Source organism: Thalassolituus sp. UBA675 (genome assembly GCF_002297765.1).
Taxonomy (GTDB): domain Bacteria; phylum Pseudomonadota; class Gammaproteobacteria; order Pseudomonadales; family Oceanobacteraceae; genus Thalassolituus.
In genome coordinates this window covers 87,376-106,219 of record NZ_DBNJ01000008.1, presented here as the reverse complement: position 1 = coordinate 106,219, position 18,844 = coordinate 87,376, and the positions used below count along the sequence as shown (strand labels likewise).

The window sequence follows — 18,844 nt, the reverse complement described above, 5'->3', positions numbered from 1 at the left end:
GGTGATATAAAAAAGCCCGCGTACGCGGGCTTTTTTATTATCCAGAGTGATTATCTACAGCAACCGACAGATGGCGCCGTTTCATAGAGAACGGGCGGGAACTGTGCTTCTCCAACCAATCACCCAACTTGTCTGATTCAATAGGATGAGCAAAGAAATACCCCTGTATCTCTTCGCCACCCAGTGACAGGACTTTATCGAGGTCATGGCGATTCTCAACACCCTCGACAATAACCGACAGTTTCAAACCATGCGCCAGCGAGACAATACTCGAAAAGAGCCCTTCACCACCGTTGCTAAGACCAGCCACGAAGGACTGATCAATCTTCAGAGTATCCAGCGGGAAATCGCGCAGGTAGCTGATTGATGAATAGCCTGTACCAAAATCGTCGATAGAGATGCGCACACCGAGATTACGCAGAGTGCTCAGAACCTGGCGGATCTGAAGTACATCACCAGCAAACACAGATTCCGTCAGTTCGAGCTCCAGTCGTCTTGCGGGCATATTGGCCTCAGCCAGTGTAGACACAACATCGTCGACAAAATCGTGCTGCCTCAGCTGCATCACAGAAATGTTCACCGCCACACGTAAATCAGACTCAGGCGCCTCTTTCATAAGCGTCTGGCAGGCCTTACGAAGAATCATACGTCCCATTGCAGGCATCAAACCGGATTCTTCTGCGAGAGGAATAAAGGTTCCGGGGCTGATAGCAACATTGCGAACATTATCGTGCCAACGCGCCAGTGCTTCGAAACCGGTCAGGCTGCCATCTTCTACGGATACGAAGGGCTGCATAGCAATTTCGATCTGGTCGTTATCAATGGCGTAGCCAAGGGCCTGCACCAGCTGCAATCGCTCGGATGCTTCATGGCCCCACTTATCATCGTAAACAGATACGCCCGTTTTCCGTGATTTCGCGCGGTAGACCGCAATATCGGCGTGTTCGAGGAGCTGCTCTGCACTGGTTCCGTGCTCAGGGCAAAGCGCAATACCGACACTGGCACCGAGAGACACCGGGCCACTATCAAGATCTATAGGTTTACGAAGTTCAGCGACCAGCTGGGTAGCGAACTCTTCAACCTGAACTTCAGAGACATCACGACGTTCCAGGATGACAAACTCATCACCTCCCCAGCGAGCACAGATCACCTGATCGCCACAAGCGTTTGCAATACGCGCTGCGATGACGCGCAGTACATGGTCACCAGCAAGATGCCCAAGACCATCGTTCACCTCTTTAAAGCGGTCGAGATCAAGCAGGTACACAGCAAAACCTGCCTGCTCATCATTCTGCTCTTTCAGCGCTTCACTGACCTTACGTGAGAAATAGTAACGGTTGCCGAGGCCGGTCAGCATGTCGTGAGTGGCCTGATAGTTAAGTTCCTCTGTGCGCTCCTCGATCTGCTTCTCAAGGTTCGCATTAACCTCAGTCAGACGCTCGCGTGCATCCGTCAGATCATTGTTCAGTTCGGCCATTTCACGGGAACGAAATTCGGTAAGGCGCTGAAGAAGACGACCTTTTTGTGAATGCAGTGCTGACCGGTGGATGTTCTCAACCACAATCAATAAGGAAACAGAAGCCAGCATTCCCAGAGACACCATCGACCAGACCTCTTCACCTGAGAACAGGATCAGTACCGGCGGCACCAGACACATAGCACTGTTGAGGTAGAGCAGAAGACGATCGCTGGTAATACCCACCGTACTGATCACGGCAATGACGATGAACATACCGCTGACGACACCGAGACTGAAACCGCTCATGATGTCATGGAAGAGTATCAGTAAGCTGTACCAGGCAAGCTGATTCAGAACTACGCCGGCACCAAAGAGCAAACGCCAATCCCGGAGACGCAGCCTTTGTGGGTTTTCAACATGTGCCAGGAATCCCGCAGTCCGCAACGTCTGTACCGACAGATAACCCAGCAACCAACACCAGAGCAGGCTTTCGTATGCTTCAACCCTGAGGGTAATGACCATAAAGAAGGCGGCAACCGCCTGCATCATTACTGCGGGGGTGCTGTTGGCATGCAGAGAGAAGACGAGGCGCTTACGAAAGCCCTCCTCTGACATATCGGGCTCCTGATCAGGAGCGCCGTCGACTTCGTTTTTCTTGAATGCGAGCATGTCCTTGCGATGGAGCCAGCTGAAAGCCCCCACCTCCATGAACAGCAACATTACACCACACAGTCCGAAGGCTATGACTGAGTCGTGATTCAGTAAGGTCAGCTGGATAGCCAAAGGCAACAGGTTGAGAGCCATCAACGCCATGCCGATTAAGGGAAACAGGGCAAACGGCAGGCAATGCGCATACACAACGACAATAAAAATAGACACCGCAATAAGGCGGGTATCGGCATCCAGCCCGGGCAGGATAATCATGCCCACGATACTCCACAGCGTAACCATAGCGATGGACATGTAGAGCAGGTTGCGCCTTGCTGTCCTTGGGCGCCTCCGCTCTTCCGGCGTACGAATGTAACGGTAGGCGTAGGCTGCAGGCACCAGGTAGAAAGTCAGTAGGGCAGATACGATATCCCAGTGGGGCCAACCCGTACGGAGAGCAACCATAGACAGAGCGGCAATGCTGAAGCCCAATGCGACAAAAGCTCCTGCAATCGCTCTCTTCATCAGCGAAAGAGTTCTCTCGTCTGCGTACTCTTCAGTAGCCCGCAAATTCTTTGGGAAAAAGTTCGACATCAACATGCTGTTGCGCACCAAAACGTATTTTTATTATTTGCAGTGCCTTCCCTGAGCGCGGATGCGAGCCCAATGAATCAGAGCCACATCTGACAACACTTATTCTAAACAAGTGTACACCAGAAAATGTGACCCTATTAACGTTTGTTCGTTTTTTAATTGATCTTTACTCAGCAAGCGGCGTCTGGCTGACATTGCTGTCAGTAAATCTCTCCTTCTCTCCGAATCCTGATCTGAAATTTTCAATCGAAGCTTCGTTGTTACAAATCATTCGCACTTTTACTCCTAAAAAACTTGCGTTTGATAGTAATTCGTATTTATACTGGCATCAGTTTCTTAACAACAACTCAGGTGAGCTTAAATGTACGTATGTATCTGCAAAGGAGTGACTGACCGCGACATCGTTGCTGCTGCTGAGCAAGGTGCTACCCGCATGAGCCAATTGAAAGAGTGCACAGGTCTCGGAAGTCAGTGCGGCAAATGTGCTCGTGATGCCAAGGCCATCTTTAACGAAGCCAAGCAGACTGCCGCTCAGATGAGTCACCTTTTCTCGGCTGCCTGAGAGTCAGCCTGAGTAACCAGATTCGTTACTATTTCGACCTACATTAAGCCATGAATACCTCTCATTCATGGTAGCAGAAAGCCCAAATAAGGGACTGAAAACTAAATCGTTTTCAGTCCCTTATTTTTTTCACCCCAAAGCTCCCTAATCGTTTGACTCAAGACCAAATCAGTATCCAGAATAGAGTCATACTCACTCACAGGGAGACGCTGGCAATGAAAGGCGACGCTAAGGTTATCGAACACCTCAATACAATTTTGGCCAATGAACTGGTGGCCATCAATCAGTACTTCCTGCATGCGCGCATGTACAAAGACTGGGGACTCAAGAAGATTGCAGATCACGAGTACCACGAGTCAATTGATGAAATGAAACACGCAGATGTCCTGATCGAGCGCATCCTATTCCTGGAAGGCCTGCCCAATCTTCAGGATCTGGGGCGTCTCATGATCGGCGAAAACACCAAAGAAATGATCGAGTGTGACTTAAAGCTTGAGATGAAGGCCATCCCCGACCTGCGTGATGCAATTGCTTACTGTGAAGAGGTCAAAGACTACGTCAGCCGCGACATGCTGAACGAGATCCTTGAATCAGAAGAAGAGCACGTCGACTGGCTTGAAACCCAGCTGAGCCTCATCGATAAGATCGGCATCGAGCGTTACCAGCAGTCCCAGCTGGAAGAAGACGACGACTGATCAGTCTATCGCGTACTAAAAAAGCCCCGTCAGGTTCACCTGACGGGGCTTTTCTATGTTAGGAATGGCTCCGTGAGGAGCCGGGCTGACTGATCAGTACAGAGACAACCAGTCTGCCTTCAACATACCTTCACGGATACGCTGAGGGTGGTTACCCACATCAATGCGCTTGATCTCTTCACGAGTCGCGTAGTTGATAACAGATACCTGATCAGTCTCACTCCAGGAGATCAGACAGTTCTCACCACTGCGGTCAGATACTGCCCAGTAGGCCTTCTTACCCAGACCTTCCAGAATGGTGTACTCGAACGTTTCGCGGTCAACGATCGCCGCGTAGTCATCCATGGTGCCAGCTACACAAAGAGCCGAATCATCTGCACTCATCGCAAGTCCGTGATGCGCAGAATCATTCACGTAGTAAACCTTAGGCAGGTAAGGAACCATATTCGGTAGCTCCGCCAGACGCGTGATGGTTTCCGTCTCCATATCAAACTCAACCAGGCCATGCAGGAACGACAACTGGAAATAGAAGAAGCGATAATCGCTGGTGTGTGCCATCGGGCGAATCGACGGGCTCAGATCACCGAGGCCAGCCTCTTCCAGCTTCGCCTTAATGTCGATATCTTTAACGATCTGTTCGGCTTCTGTGTCGTACACGATGAACTTACGCTCACCACGCGTAGTATCGCGCAGAACCTTGCCATCAAACGGCATAAACACGAAACCAATACTCGAGTGGTAAATATACTTACCATCATCCGAATAGAGGTTTTCGTGCGGTGAATTGCCGGTGGGGAAGCGACCTTCTTCTTCACCCGTATACACATTCAAAAGATGAACAACACTCCCCGTAGACGCCGATACCGCTACCTGAGTACCATCTGGAGACAGCGCCATGTGGTCGGAGCGAACACCATCAACTTCGAAACGCCAGACGATTTCACCGTTGTCCAGATCCAGAGCGACGACATCAGCAAAGCTTGGACGCGATACGATCAGCAGCTCACCATCGTTAGTGCTATACATGTCATCCACGTATTGGTCGTTACCTTCACCAATAAGCTGACGGATACCGAGAAATACCGTGTAGCGCCAGAAGTCAGCTTTGATTTCCTCCATACGCTCTTCGTAATCAGGAATCCCGTTAACGCGGCCCAGGATTTCGTAGTTGTCGCCATCGATTACATCGATGGTACCGTCCCAGTTATTACCTACGAAAATAGCCGGACGTAAACCATCAGAGTAGTCAGGCTGATCAACAACGACCTCTTCTTCCTCTTCAGCAGGAGGCGAAGGAAAGAGCCAGTCGAACCAACCAGCCGACGCTGGTGCAGAGAATACGGCCGCCGCTGACGCAAACGCCAGTGTCAGGCCTGTTTTACGGAAGTTCATAGTAACCCCAGATATTTATCATTATTTTTATGGTGTGTTTTCACACAGATCAATGATGCTACTTCCTTCGCTTGCAGACCTTCAACCGGTTGGCCAGATATGACGTATCCCTTGTCTACTCTGGCGTGAATAGAGGCGTTAACCAATGAAAATCCCCCCTGTTACCCGTCACCTCAAACATTGCCCCGATATTGCGCACATGCACCACAAGGTTACATCAGCAGCCCCAGATAGACGTTTGAACTGTTTTGGGGCCTAAACAGATTCCGCTGCTTTGATTTAATTCTTCTTTAGCTTCTGAAGTACAAGCGATTGAAAACTAATATTTTTTTAAATTCAGATTTCAAAAGATAAAAAATTTAGCCCCCTAAACAGTTAAAAAAGTGGCCTGCACGTTGCAGTGAAGAATTTACGGCATTGAAAAAAATCAGCCGATAATTCGCTGACAGAGTACAAGAGTGCTCTCTCATGACAGGCAGGAGACTTTATGTCTGACCACTGGCAAGAGACATTAAGCTTCGCGAAAAATATTCGTCGCGAACTGCATCAGCGCCCGGAGTTAAGCTGGGAAGAGCATGCGACAGCAGAAAAAATCCGCACCGTCCTCACTGACCTTGGAATACGTTGGAAAAAATGCGCAACAACCGGCACGGTAGCCGTACTGAATGAACAGGGTTCAACCCCTGCCATTGCGTTGCGCGCTGATATCGATGCACTGCCCATCAATGAAGACACCGACGCCGACTGGTCATCGACCAGTTCAGGCTGTATGCACGCCTGTGGTCACGACGGCCATACCGCTGTTCTGTTGGCCACAGCTCGCTGGTTAAAACTGCACGAGAGCGAACTATCCCGTCAGGTTATCCTGTTATTTCAACCCGCCGAAGAAGGCGGTCATGGTGCCCGTGAGATGATTCGCGAGGGCGCACTCGAAGGCGTCAGCGAAATCTATGGCTGGCACAACTGGCCCGCATTTCCTTATGGCTCCATGGCCTGCCCTGATGAACTGGTCATGTGCGGTAACGGTACGTTTGATATCCATTTATCAGGGAAAGGTGGACACGCCAGTCAACCGGAAGTCTGCAACGATGTGGTATTAGCCGGCTCTGCCATCGTGGTCGCCATGCAGCAAGTGGTCAGCCGCCGCTTACCGCCCCAGGCAAACGCCGTCGTCAGCATTACCCAGTTTAACGCCGGTAGCGCCCCTACGGTATTGGCTGACAGTGCGACCATCGCTGGCAGCATCCGTGTGCCTGACGAAGCAACCCGTGAACTGATCAATCAGTCGATAACGATGACCGCAGAAAATACGGCAGCGGCCTATGGTGTTGAGTGCCAGGTAACACATCACGGGCGCTACCAGGCCACTATTAATCATCCGGCACAGGCACAGGCAGCACGCGCTGCCTGGACTGAACTTTATGGCGACAAAGCGCTTGATCATGGCCGACCGATGCCGGTCATGGCCTCAGAAGATTTCAGCTACTATCTACGGGAAATTCCCGGTGCATTTGCACTGATCGGCAGCGACGATGGTCGCCGTAACCCTTACCCATGCCATAGCCCACATTACGACTTCAACGACCGACTGATCGAAGATGTTTGTCGTTGGTTCTGTCGTTTAACTGGGATGCGCACTCCCCCCTGAGGTCCAATCCACTCCGATAACAACATTTATTAACGAGAGGATCAGACTCATGACTATTTTTGAGCAGCGCGAATCAAATGTGCGCGGCTACAGCCGCGTTTACCCTGTTACTTTTACGACCGCTAAAAACGCACGCCAGACCGATGATACTGGCAAGGAATATATCGACTTCTTTGCTGGCGCAGGTGTGCTGAATTTTGGCCACAATAACGAAGCCATGATTAACGCCATGATCGACTATATGAAAAACGACGGCGTACTTCATAGTCTGGACATGCAGACCAGCGCAAAAGCTGAGTTTATGCAGACCTTCACGGATCTGATTCTTGAGCCGCGCAATATGTCGCACCGCATACAGTTTATGGGGCCAACCGGAACCAATGCGGTAGAAGCTGCGATGAAAATCGCCCGACGTGCCACCGGCAGAACCGAAATTCTGGCCTTCAGCCAGGGTTTCCACGGCATGACGCTGGGATCGCTGGCTGCTACAGCAAACGAGTATTTCCGTAACGCCTCTGGCGTACCACTCAATCACGTCCGCCACGAAGCCTTTGGCTGCGAAGTTCCCTGCAGTGGTTGTAACCAGGGATGTGGCCTTGAAGCTCTCGATCACCTTCGTGCGCGTTATCTCAATACCTCAAGCGGCATGGCCAAGCCTGCGGCCATCTTACTGGAAACCATTCAGGCGGAAGGTGGTGTGAATGTCGCCGGAAAAGAGTGGATGAAAGGTGTCGCCGCCCTCGCAAAAGAGCTCGGTGCGGTTCTGATTATTGACGATATTCAGGTCGGCTGCGGTCGTACAGGTAATTACTTCAGCTTCGATGATTTGGGCGTGATGCCGGATATCGTCTGCATGGCAAAAGGGGTCGGTGGTATCGGTACGCCGATGGCGATGAACCTTGTCCACCCTGAATTGGATAAGCACTGGTCGCCGGGTGAGCACACAGGGACTTTCCGAGGCCAGAACCTCTCCTTCGTTGCGGGTAAGGTTGCCCTCGATTATTTCCGGGATGACGACTTCATGAAGGAAGTAAAAGATAAATCAGTATTGGTTGATCAATACCTGCAGCCACTGCTCCACGCGGATAAAAGTCTGCAATTACGTGGCAAAGGCATGATCTTCGGGTTGGACATGGGTTCCGGTGAGCGCAGTGCTGCCGTGGTTCAGGAATGCTTTAAAAAAGGATTAATCATTGCGGCCTGCGGAACGGGAGGCAAAGTCCTGAAAATTATCCCACCGCTGACCATCCCAAAATCTGACTTAATTGCAGGCCTGGAAATTCTGACTGAATCTGTCCGCAGCGTTATGGAGAAAGCCGCATGATTGAACGTGATGATATGACTTTCCCGCACGAAGAGTACGTGCGCCGGATCGAAGAGCTGCGCCAGCGGATTCAGGAACGACACCTGGATGCCGTCGTTATTTCTGACCCTGAAAATATCATGTACCTGACGGACTACCAGACCACAGGGTACAGCTTTTTTCAGGCCCTGGTAGTACCGCTCGAAAAAGAACCTTTCATGATTACGCGCGCACTCGAAGAATCGAACGTTATTGCCCGAACCTGGGTGGAGGTCACACGACCGTACCCGGATACGGGTGATGCCATTCAGATGCTGGTCGATGCATTGCGCGAATTTGGGCTCGCAAATAAGCGTATTGGCTATGAGCGTAACAGTTACTTTTTCCCGGCTTACCATCAGGATGTCATTCACACATCACTTAAAGATGGAAAGCTCCTCGACTGCTTTGGCATTGTTGAAGAAGGACGGGTGTGTAAATCACGGGCCGAAATCGAAATCATGAAACGAGCGGCCGTCGCTACCGAAGCCGGCATGGTCGCAGGTATCGAAGCCTGTCATGCCGGTGCCACCGAGAATGAAGTCGGTGCTGCCATCAGCGCAGCCATGTTCTGCGCCGGTGGTGAATTTCCCTCGGTCATGCCTTACGTGACGTCCGGCCCCCGTACCATGATCGGTCATGCGACCTGGGAAGGTCGTGTTATTCAGCCCGATGAGCATGTATTTCTTGAAGTGGGTGGCTGCTACCGCCGTTACCACACGGCCATGATGCGTACCGTCATGCTGGGTAATATGCCCGACTCTATGTACCAGGCACAGGAGACCATGAAAAAGGCGCTAGATGCCGTGCACAACATCGTTCAACCCGGCATGACAGTGTCGGACGTTGATAACCTGGTGCGCAATATTATTTCAGATAATACCGTGGGGGCCCGCCTGATAACCCGCTCAGGCTATTCAATTGGTATTGCCTTCCCACCAAGCTGGGATGAAGGCTATATCGTCAGCCTGAAGCAAGGTGACGGTACTGTGCTTAAAGAAGGTATGACCTTCCACCTGATCCCGTGGATGTGGGGCGTAGATGGCGATAAAACCTGCGGTATTTCAGACACCATTCACGTCACAGAAGACGGTTGCGAATCTTTCTTCTCGCTGGACCGGGATTTTACTGTAAAGCCTGAAGAAACACACAAAAATGCAGCCATTGATCTTGGTACTGCCCGATCAAAAAAAGGAGAAAAAAGTAAGTCATCCACCGGTGAAAATAGCAAAGAAGTAGCCAGTAAAAGCGACGCGACAGCCTAAGGAGGAATGACCATGCTTAATCCAATTAATCCTACAACCGGCACTGCCCTGCCTGAAGTTGAAACACTGACACTGGCAGAAGCCGAAGACACGGTCGGACAAGCTGTTGCAGCAGCTCCAGCCTGGGCGGCGATGAGCTACAGCGAGCGGGCAAAGTGCCTGATCAATATTGCCGCCGAGATGCGCGAGTCAAAAGAAGAGCTGGCGCAACTGATGGCAAAAGAAATGGGCAAGCCGTTGCGCGAAGGTCTGGGCGAAGTGGAAAAATCTGCTTTCTGCGCGGAATATTACGCCGATAATGGAGAAGCCTTTCTGGAGCCGGAGACACTGGCATCCGACGCCACCGACAGTTACGTCTGCCACCAGCCACTGGGCACCGTGTTAGGGATTCTTCCATGGAACGCACCAGTCTGGCTGGCCCTGCGTTTTCTGGCGCCGGCGTTAATGGCGGGCAACACCTGCGTGATGAAACCCGACCCAAACGTTCCTGAATCTGCCGCCTGTTTAACGCGAATTTTCCAGAAAAACCTGCCCGATGGCGTTATGCAGAATTTACCCATCACAACCGAACTCGTGGGTGATGCCATCGACCATCCGGGCATTAAAGCCGTTTCATTTACTGGCTCAAGTGGCGCCGGTCAGAAAGTCGCAGCACGCGCTGCTGCCGGGCTGAAACCCGCCGTTCTTGAACTGGGTGGTTCAGACCCCTGCATTGTTCTTAACGATGCTGATGTTCAGAAGGCCTGTGACGTCATCACACTGTCACGCATGATTAATGCGGGCCAGTCGTGCATCGCAGCGAAGCGTGTCATCGTTGAAGCTGGCGTTTACGACGACGTCTGCCGCGAATTAACCGAACGTTTTGACGCACTCGAACTGGGAGATCCCTCGCAGGAAAACCAATGTATTGGCCCTATAGCGCGCGAAGACTTACGCGACAAATTGCACAGTCAGGTGATGCGCTCCATTCAGGATGGCGCTGAGTGCTTAACGGGCGGCGAGAAACCAGATATGCCGGGCTTCTTCTATCCACCGACTCTTCTGGCTGGCGTCACTTCTGAGATGGCAGTCTTCCGGGAAGAAACTTTCGGCCCTGTCCTGGCCGTCTGCAAAGCAGCGAACCTCGATGAAGCACTGGTCATTGCCAACGATACCGAATATGGCCTTGGGTCCAGTATCTGGACCGGCAGTGATACCAGCGCACAAAGAGCCGCTCGCGAATTAAACGCAGGCCAGGTAGCCATCAATGGGATCGTCAAAACCGATCCCCGACTTCCTAGTGGAGGTATAGGTAAATCCGGTTACGGACGTGAACTGGGGCCTCACGGTATTCGCGAGTTCGTGAATATCAAACAGATATGGGCAGCCTGAGCGCTGCTCCCACCAGATTCAGCTCATTGACATCGATGTGTTGTTTTCCGTCACTGCTGAGCAGCCATTTATGGCGTGGATACCATAACTGAGCCTACAGGGATGTATTCACGGCGAGTTGTGAAGCAGTGATGGGAAACAAGTTATAAATCACATTGTAGACAGATCACTGGATTGCATCCCGTGACACGACACAAGTACTTCCATGTAGTCTCGAATGCAGCATCCCTGCTGCATACGGTCACGCGACGCTTCCCTGCGATCTTTTATACACCGCGACATCCGCATAAAGGTATGTTGTTTTCCGTCGCTGCTGAGCAACCGTTTATGGCACGGATGCCATAACCGAGCCTACATGGATGTATTTACGGCGAGTTATAAAGCAGTGATGGGAAACAATATAAACATCGCAATCAAGCCAGATCACTGAAATGTGTCTCATGACACGACACGAGTACTTCCCTGTAGTCTCGAATGCAGCATCCCTGCTGCATACGGTCACGAGACGCCTTCCAGAGATCTCTGGTACACCGCGACATCCGCGCAGGGTTATCTTATTTTCCATTTCTGCTGAGCAACCGTTTATGGCATGGATGCCATAACCGAGCCTACATGGATGTGTTCACGGCGAGTTGCGAAGCAGTGACGGAAAACAGTTGTCATGCGACAACCGTCAGGTCAGCACTGCCACGCCCATTCTTACGGGCACTGTCGGCTACCTCGTCGAGGAAGTCCTGACCCCAGTGAGCAATATCGTAGTAACTGACAACGTCATAGGCTTCATTCATGCGTGCCGCCGCATCGTCTGGATGCATCGATAATGCAAAGTAGCAGGTATCTGCCATTTCCGCCGGATCATGCGGGTTACACAATACCGCACCTTTAACTTCGGCAGCGGCACCGGCAAATTCAGACAGCACCAACACGCCCTTGCCTTCAGTTTTACCCTGGGTCGCCACATATTCTTTCGCGACCAGATTCAGACCATCACGAAGTGGCGTAATCCACATTACATCGGCCATTGCGTAGTAGGCCACCAGCTCTTCGAACGGAACAGCACGGAAGAAGAACTGAACGGGCGTCCAACCGACATGCGCATAGCGGCCATTAATTCGACCCACTGCCTGTTCAATCTCATTCTGTAATTCGTTATACACGGTCATTTCTTTCGCTGCCGGTACGCAAACGGTCACCAGAGTGACTTTACCGTGAAGCTCTGGGTGATCTTCGAGTAAGCGCTCAAACGCTTCAAGCTTCGCCGGTATGCCCTTGGTGTAATCCAGGCGTTCGACAGAGAGAACCAATTTAATTCCGTGTAGTTCTTCACGCAGTTCTTTCATGCGATTCTGAATTTCAGGTTTTTCTAACGCGCTATCCACGCGTTTCAGATCCAGCCCAACGGGATGCGCCCCCAGACGAATCGTACGATCATTGACTTTAATTTCTGTGGTCATTTCATCCAGACCTACGGCACAACCATAAGTCAGGAAACGTGGAGCACAGCCTGATTTTTCCGTCACTTCAAACGGCATGACACCTTTTGCCACATCAATAAAGTTTTCTGACTGACGTGGAATGTGGAAGCCAATGTAATCGCACTGCAACAGACTACCGACAATTTCCTTTCTCCATGGCAGTACGTTAAAGACGTCAGCCGAGGGGAAGTATGTATGGTGGAAAAAGGCGATATTTAAATCCGGGCGAATTTCGCGCAGATACGCTGGTACCATCCAGAGGTTGTAGTCATGCAGCCAGACAGTAGCCCCTTCTGCAGCTTCTTTTGCCGTCTGCTCAGCGAACTTACGGTTTACCTCACAGAACACATTCCAGTGATCTTCAACGAAGGTCGCACGCTCCCAGAAGGTATGCAGGGTTGGCCAGAAAGCTTCTTTGGAGAAGCGCTTATAAAAAATGTCGACTTCTTCTTTCGTCAGCCCAACACGCGCCGCAACTAAATTCGGATACTGCTCTTTGTCGACTTCGGTATGAACTTCAAACTCTTTCAAAGACGGATCGGTAATAGACCAGGCGACCCAGGCGCCTTTTCTTCCGTCTTTAAAGAAACTGGCAAGCGTCGGGATAATGCCATTCGGTGAGCGGTGATTACGGCGTTTCATTTCGCCATCTTCGATATATTCTTCGTAGGGTAGGCGGTGGTAAACAATCACCAGATCTGAGGCACCTGGCTCTATGTCATCGCGCCCTTCGGCATCAATCCCCTCAACACCTAAGAAGCCAAAATGACTGATAGCCTCAAGGATACCGCCAGCTCCCGGTGCAGAGGCATGATAAACACGAGCACGGCCTTCGGTAGCTTCCAGCAAACCTTTTTCAGACTCGCCGACACATACACCAATGAAATCGTATTCATACATCGACAGATCATTCAGGGTATCACCTGCGACCATGACATCGGCTTTATCCAGCTTCAGGTGCTCGACCAGTGCCGTCAGCGTCGAGCCTTTATTCACATTGCGCGGTAAAAAGTCGAGATACAAATCTGCGGAATAAAGCACATCGCAATTCAGTGATTCGCCGATTTTCTCCAGTTCTTCTCGATGCTTTTCCATTACGTCTGGCGCGACAAAATAAGAGCAACGACGTTCTTGAGGTACATCCTGACGCACCAGACCTTCAATATGCTCAACGGCCGCATGAATGGTGTATTCGCCCGGCCACTTATCATCAATGCGGCCCTGAACTTCCACCACCGGATGAAGGTTCTCGCCATCAACGACGGTACAGCCCACGTCACAGATAATGTATTCCGGTTGTGGAATAGTCGGGTCTGCCAACAATGGCATCACCGATTCCAGCCCCCGGCCAGTCACAAAAATAAGGTCAATATCGGGATGCGCAGCAATCAGTTGATAAAGCTGCTGACGTTGCTCCTGCGAGCCACCAAGAAAGGTTCCATCAAGATCTGTTGCAAGTAGCATAATTATCTCCGCTGTCCGCACCGCTCTCATTTCAATCAGCGATGATCTGCCGACTGCAGTGCGGGTTAATTAATAACCAGTATGCGACCGCGATTGTGAGATGCTCCGGAGTACCGCCGGGTCAGGGCGACTGGTATCACCGGGCGATTGTAGAAGTACAATCAGTAACAGCCGGAGCTTTTCAGCTTTGAGCTGCCTGAGACGGAGGTGGTTCCCTATCCTCCTCATGAATGTCTGATTCCTCACTTGTTCCCTGTGTTACATCTGGAGTCAGATCTGGCGATTGCTCACTGTCATCCGGATGCATTTCCAGAGCAGTAGGCGTCGTTCTTACCATAGGTACGAACTGAGCTGGTTCACCTGTCGTCTCGTCCTTCTGTCGTTGATGCATTTTCCATACCGCCACCAGGAACAGAGTGCCCTGAACTGCGGCAAAGTACACAGGCAGTGCACTTGCGCCGGTCATGGACATCAATTGCCCACTCAGTGCTGGTCCAATAGCTGCACCAATACCGTGCACCAAGAGTAACGCACTGCCCCCCGGAAGAATGTCCCCGCTTTCCAGATGGTCAATCAAATGAGCAACGGCCACGGGGTACACTGCAAAAGCCAACCCGCCGTACAAAGCGATAGCGCCATAAAGAAATTCCACCGAGGCAAACGACGCCGGGATAATCAGCAACGCAGACACAGCAGCTACGCCAACAATCCCCGCCAGTACACGGCGACGATCAAACCTGTCGGACAGGCGCCCCACCGGATATTGCAGTAGAGCACCACCGATGATGCCCGCTGTAACGAAGGTCGCTACCTCTGACGTGGGCAACCCAATCCGTGAGGCATAGAGCGCACTCATCCCCCAGAATGCCCCCATCGCCAGCCCCGAGAGAAACGCGGCACTGATCGCCAGAGGTGCAATGCGCCAAAGAAAACGTATGCCCAGGCGTTTAACCTGCTGGACTTCTGGAGGGCCAAAGCGTGTACCTGTGACAGGCACCAGAGACAGCGTCACCAATACCGATGCCAGTGCGAAAAGCAGATAACTGGACGCCGGCGCCAGCGACATAAACTGCTGAGAAACAGCTAATGCCCCGAGGTTCACCACCATATAGACGGCAAACACCTGTCCGCGGTTCTGCGGCGGTGTGGTTGCATTCAGCCAGCTCTCAATCACAGTGTAGAGAATCACCAGCGCTGTTCCGGTCAGGATTCTCAGCCCACCCCAGGCCCAGGGTGTGGCAAACGCATCATGGAGAAGTACAGATACAGAACCCACGGCTGCACACATCGCAAAGGTACGGATATGCCCCACTCGCCGGATCAGTGGCAGCGCGAGAAAGGTGCCCACAAAAAAGCCGACGAAGTAACCCGACATGATCAAACCCATGGCCTGATCACTGAAGGATTCTTCGCTGCCCCGCACTGCCAGCAAGGTGTTGAGCAGGCCGCTGCCGAGAAGCAACAGGCTTACTCCAGCCAGCAATGAAAGAACCGGTCGGAGTTGTTTAAGCATGCGATACCTTAACGAATAATTTCTGATCCAGAGAGATCAGCAGGTGACAGACACTTCTTCCAGTGTCTCCGTATCAAGATAGCTTAATACTGCAGTATTAAAGTTAAGATCTACAAAAACCTCACAGTAGTATTCACCGTGACGCCACGCCATATGAACGCTGCTGTCATTACTTGAATGCAGCTCAAATCGGCCATCAAATGCCGGATAGTTAGAGCGGAATTCCATCAGCTTCAGTAAGCGTTTAACGACCGGGCTGGTGAGTGATTCTTTCGCTTCTTCGAGACTGTAATAATGACGATTAATATCACGTAGCTCGCCAGTTTCTTCCATCAGCTCTTCATCATTAACACCGGCCAGCAAGCCAACGTAGTAGACCTGGGGAATACCCGGCGTAAAGAACTGAATCGCCCGCGCTGCAATGTAGGCGTCGTCGTTCTGCATCAGTGCGTCATAGAAAGTACAGGTAATCTGGTAAATCGCCCCAACACTGTGAATATTCGCGGCTGACTTACGCATAATCGGATCGGCACTGCGCTGCTGCAGGTTATCGATCAAAGCAGCAATTTTCTCTTCCGGCAGCACACCTTCAACATCCGGAATACAGATACCATCGTGGGTATCCAGCACGGTCACCATATTGCGCGGACACATACGTAGCCAGTGCTTGAGATAGACGCTGTTGGCATCAAGCAGCGAGAAGAGCACCAGAGGAGGCAGAGCAAAGCCGTAAGGATGCATATCGCGCCGACTGATCGCGTATTGATAGCTGCTGTGGTCATGGACTTCGGGTAAACAGCGCGCTCCGTGTTTCTGCGCAACGGAGTTCACCCAATCGAGATTACGGTAAACATCAGGCTCTACCAGAAAGCAGGTACTACCCACGCGTTTAGTCGTGTAGCCAAAGGCATCGAGACGAAAGAGTTTTACACCTTTTGAAGCGAGAAAACCGATGTAATCTTCCATCAGTTCATAAGTAGCATCCGCCTCATAATTAAGATCGATCTGTTGCTCGGTGAAAGTACACCAGACACGCTCTGTTGAGCCGTCCGCAAAGGTGACCTCACGGAAGGGTTCTTTCTCTTTGCGAATATGAATTTTCGCCATGTCATCCGGTGAAAATTCGCCCATTTTATCGACGCGGACAAATAGCTCAGAGTACTTCGACTCGTCTTTCTTCTGCAGAAAGTCTTTAAATTCTTCCGATTCGTCAGAGATGTGATTCACTGTCAGGTCTGCGCAGATATCGAACTGTGCTGCGATCCGCTCAATGTCTGCCCAGCCGCCATACGCCGGATCAACCTCTTTGTGCGTTAACGGTGAAAAGCCAGCATCGGCATTCGACGGGTAAAACGGCAGTATGTGGACGCCACCCACCGCAGTGCTCAGGTATTGTTCCATGAAGCCCGCGAGGTCTTTCAGGTCTTTACCTATGCGGTCTGGATAGGCAATTAGTTGTACGGCATTTTTCAACGACATAGTGTCCTCCTCTCATTTCACCCTAACGCATGACACAGAGTATTCACCCCTCTATGGCCGATTACGCCCGACGTTCTGGTCATTCTTAAGATGGGGGGAGCTGATCAAGGTTCCTGACACTCTCCAACGCATGACAATGGGTGCGGAAACCCGCTTCAGAAGCGTGCCTCAGGGCCAGTCGTCAAAGCCTGACAAAGTCTCTATCCAATTGACCCGTATAGGGTTTTCGGGTATTTTCGCGAGCGAATGAAAAGACATATGTTATGTAGAGCCAGTGCAGACACGATACTGGCCCAGGCCTGATTTTCAGGTCTATTCTCTTCATACAGACGAGCAGGTTCAGACGGATATCCCGTTCTGTATCGGATCAGAAGCTGGCTAATAAGGACACCCCTTGCTCCCGGTCTTCTGCCTGCATTGAAAGAGTATCTGAATTAAAGGCGATTCCCGAATGACGACAGAAAAGGTCGACGTACTGCTGGTTGGCGGCGGTGCAATGAGCGCAACCCTGGGCACACTGCTACGCAGACTGGACCCATCCCTTCAAATTACCCTGGTTGAACGCCTCGACCACGTAGCACACGAAAGTACAGACGGCTGGAACAACGCTGGCACCGGACACGCTGGGTACTGTGAACTCAACTACACGCCACAAACCGCCGATGGCGATGTCGAAATCGACCGGGCACTGTCGATCAACGCAAACTTTGAAATTTCACTTCAGCTCTGGAGCTATCTGGTACGCGAAGGCGGCCTGCCCGAGCCAAAGAACTTTATCAATACAACGCCACACCTCAGCTTTGTCTGGGGAGAGGAGAACGTTGAGTTCCTGCGTCGCCGCCATGAAAAGCTGAGCGCTCACCATCTGTTCAAAGAGATGGAGTACTCCGAAGATCCAGCTGTACTGGAACAATGGATGCCGCTCGTTATGAAGGATCGCGATCCTTCGGAAAAAGTTGCTGCAACCCGCATTGCCCACGGCACGGATGTCGACTTCGGTTCACTGGCCCGTAACATGGTCAAGAACCTCCAGAACGACGACAACTTCACTCTTTGCCTGAATCATGAAGTCAACGATTTTGACCATTCTAAAGACGGAAGCTGGCACGTTCGCGTGAAAGACCGCAAGTCAGGCAAATCGAAAACCATTCAGGCTAACTTCGTCTTCCTCGGCGCCGGTGGTGGTGCTCTTCCACTCCTGCAGGCTTCAGGTATCGACGAGGCTGATGGCTATGGTGGTTTCCCAGTATCGGGGCAGTGGCTGGTCTGCAAAGACCCTGAGATCGTTGCTCAGCACAGCGCTAAGGTGTACGGCAAGGCTGCGATTGGTGCGCCACCTATGTCAGTACCTCACCTGGATACACGCATTATCAACGGTGAGCCGGCCCTGCTGTTTGGCCCATTCGCCGGCTTCACAATGAAGTTCCTGAAGTCTGGCTCTAAGTTTGACCTGCTTAAATCTGTCAGCGTCAGCAACCTGATGCCTATGATGGATGTAGGTTTTAACAATATGGACCTGACCAAGTATCTGATCAGCGAAGTTCGCCAGTCACATAAAGAGCGCGTTGGTACTCTGCGCGGTTACTACCCAGCTTGCAAAGCCGGCGACTGGACACTGGCCCGTGCCGGTCAACGCGTTCAGATCATCAAGAAAGACGCCAGCGGTCGAGGTAAACTTGAGTTCGGTACCGAACTCGTTGCAGCCAAAGACGGCTCTCTGGCCGCTCTTCTTGGCGCATCTCCGGGCGCATCCGTCGCAGTACAGGCGATGATCGAAGTGCTGGAGCGTTGCTTCCCTGAGAAGATGGCATCAGGCTGGGATAAGCGTCTGAAGGAAATGATTCCTTCTTACGGCGAGTCCCTGAAAAACGATGCAGAACTCCTTGGTCGTATCCGTTCAGAAGTGCTAAGCACTCTGAAGATCGGCGAGTAAACGC

General features: G+C 51.5%; 13 protein-coding genes. 8 read left to right on the top strand and 5 right to left on the bottom strand.

What is annotated here, in order from left to right; translation table 11 throughout:
- Positions 1–37 precede the first annotated feature (37 nt).
- On the bottom strand, positions 38–2,632 hold the full coding sequence (locus B3007_RS03460; RefSeq protein ID WP_301377052.1) for a putative bifunctional diguanylate cyclase/phosphodiesterase: 2,595 nt from the start codon (positions 2,630–2,632) through the stop codon (positions 38–40).
- Positions 2,633–3,062: 430 nt separating this feature from the next.
- Between B3007_RS03460 and B3007_RS03455 the strand changes: the two genes are divergently transcribed.
- Together B3007_RS03455 and bfr are read left to right on the top strand one after the other, a co-directional pair.
- Positions 3,063–3,263 (top strand): (2Fe-2S)-binding protein, encoded by a 201-nt coding sequence (locus B3007_RS03455; RefSeq protein ID WP_068435260.1) that lies wholly within the window; start codon positions 3,063–3,065, stop codon positions 3,261–3,263.
- 215 nt (positions 3,264–3,478) lie between these two features.
- Positions 3,479–3,958 (top strand): bacterioferritin, encoded by a 480-nt coding sequence (gene bfr, locus B3007_RS03450; RefSeq protein WP_068435257.1) that lies wholly within the window; start codon positions 3,479–3,481, stop codon positions 3,956–3,958.
- 93 nt (positions 3,959–4,051) lie between these two features.
- Here the strand turns inward: bfr and B3007_RS03445 are convergent, their stop codons facing one another.
- On the bottom strand, positions 4,052–5,350 hold the full coding sequence (locus B3007_RS03445) for a YncE family protein (RefSeq protein ID WP_301377054.1): 1,299 nt from the start codon (positions 5,348–5,350) through the stop codon (positions 4,052–4,054).
- A 487-nt stretch (positions 5,351–5,837) separates the two neighbouring features.
- Here B3007_RS03445 and doeB2 point away from each other — a divergent pair, with 487 nt between their 5' ends.
- The 5 genes from doeB2 to B3007_RS03420 all read left to right on the top strand — a co-directional run bounded on the left by doeB2 (position 5,838) and on the right by B3007_RS03420 (position 11,321).
- Positions 5,838–6,998 (top strand): N(2)-acetyl-L-2,4-diaminobutanoate deacetylase DoeB2, encoded by a 1,161-nt coding sequence (gene doeB2, locus B3007_RS03440; RefSeq protein WP_301377056.1) that lies wholly within the window; start codon positions 5,838–5,840, stop codon positions 6,996–6,998.
- 49 nt (positions 6,999–7,047) lie between these two features.
- Entirely contained in the window at positions 7,048–8,322 is a 1,275-nt protein-coding gene (locus B3007_RS03435) for an aspartate aminotransferase family protein (protein WP_301377058.1), read from the top strand.
- On the top strand, positions 8,319–9,605 hold the full coding sequence (gene doeA / locus B3007_RS03430; protein WP_301377060.1) for an ectoine hydrolase: 1,287 nt from the start codon (positions 8,319–8,321) through the stop codon (positions 9,603–9,605). The genes B3007_RS03435 and doeA overlap by 4 nt, the downstream gene beginning before the upstream one ends.
- 12 nt (positions 9,606–9,617) lie before the next feature.
- Positions 9,618–10,976, top strand: a complete 1,359-nt coding sequence (locus B3007_RS03425; RefSeq protein ID WP_301377061.1) for an NAD-dependent succinate-semialdehyde dehydrogenase — start codon at positions 9,618–9,620, stop codon at positions 10,974–10,976.
- A gap of 183 nt (positions 10,977–11,159) precedes the next feature.
- Entirely contained in the window at positions 11,160–11,321 is a 162-nt protein-coding gene (locus B3007_RS03420; protein ID WP_301377063.1) for a hypothetical protein, read from the top strand.
- Positions 11,322–11,635: 314 nt separating this feature from the next.
- Here the strand turns inward: B3007_RS03420 and ggpS are convergent, their stop codons facing one another.
- The 3 genes from ggpS to gtfA form a co-directional block, all read right to left on the bottom strand.
- A complete protein-coding gene (ggpS, locus tag B3007_RS03415) occupies positions 11,636–13,915 on the bottom strand; it encodes a glucosylglycerol-phosphate synthase (RefSeq protein ID WP_301377065.1) in 2,280 nt (759 codons plus the stop codon).
- Between the two features lie 181 nt (positions 13,916–14,096).
- A complete protein-coding gene (locus tag B3007_RS03410; protein WP_068443239.1) occupies positions 14,097–15,428 on the bottom strand; it encodes an MFS transporter in 1,332 nt (443 codons plus the stop codon).
- A 36-nt stretch (positions 15,429–15,464) separates the two neighbouring features.
- A complete protein-coding gene (gtfA, locus tag B3007_RS03405; protein ID WP_301377068.1) occupies positions 15,465–16,907 on the bottom strand; it encodes a sucrose phosphorylase in 1,443 nt (480 codons plus the stop codon).
- Between the two features lie 451 nt (positions 16,908–17,358).
- Between gtfA and mqo the strand changes: the two genes are divergently transcribed.
- Positions 17,359–18,840 (top strand): malate dehydrogenase (quinone), encoded by a 1,482-nt coding sequence (mqo, locus tag B3007_RS03400; protein ID WP_301377069.1) that lies wholly within the window; start codon positions 17,359–17,361, stop codon positions 18,838–18,840.
- The last annotated feature ends 4 nt before the right edge of the window (positions 18,841–18,844 follow it).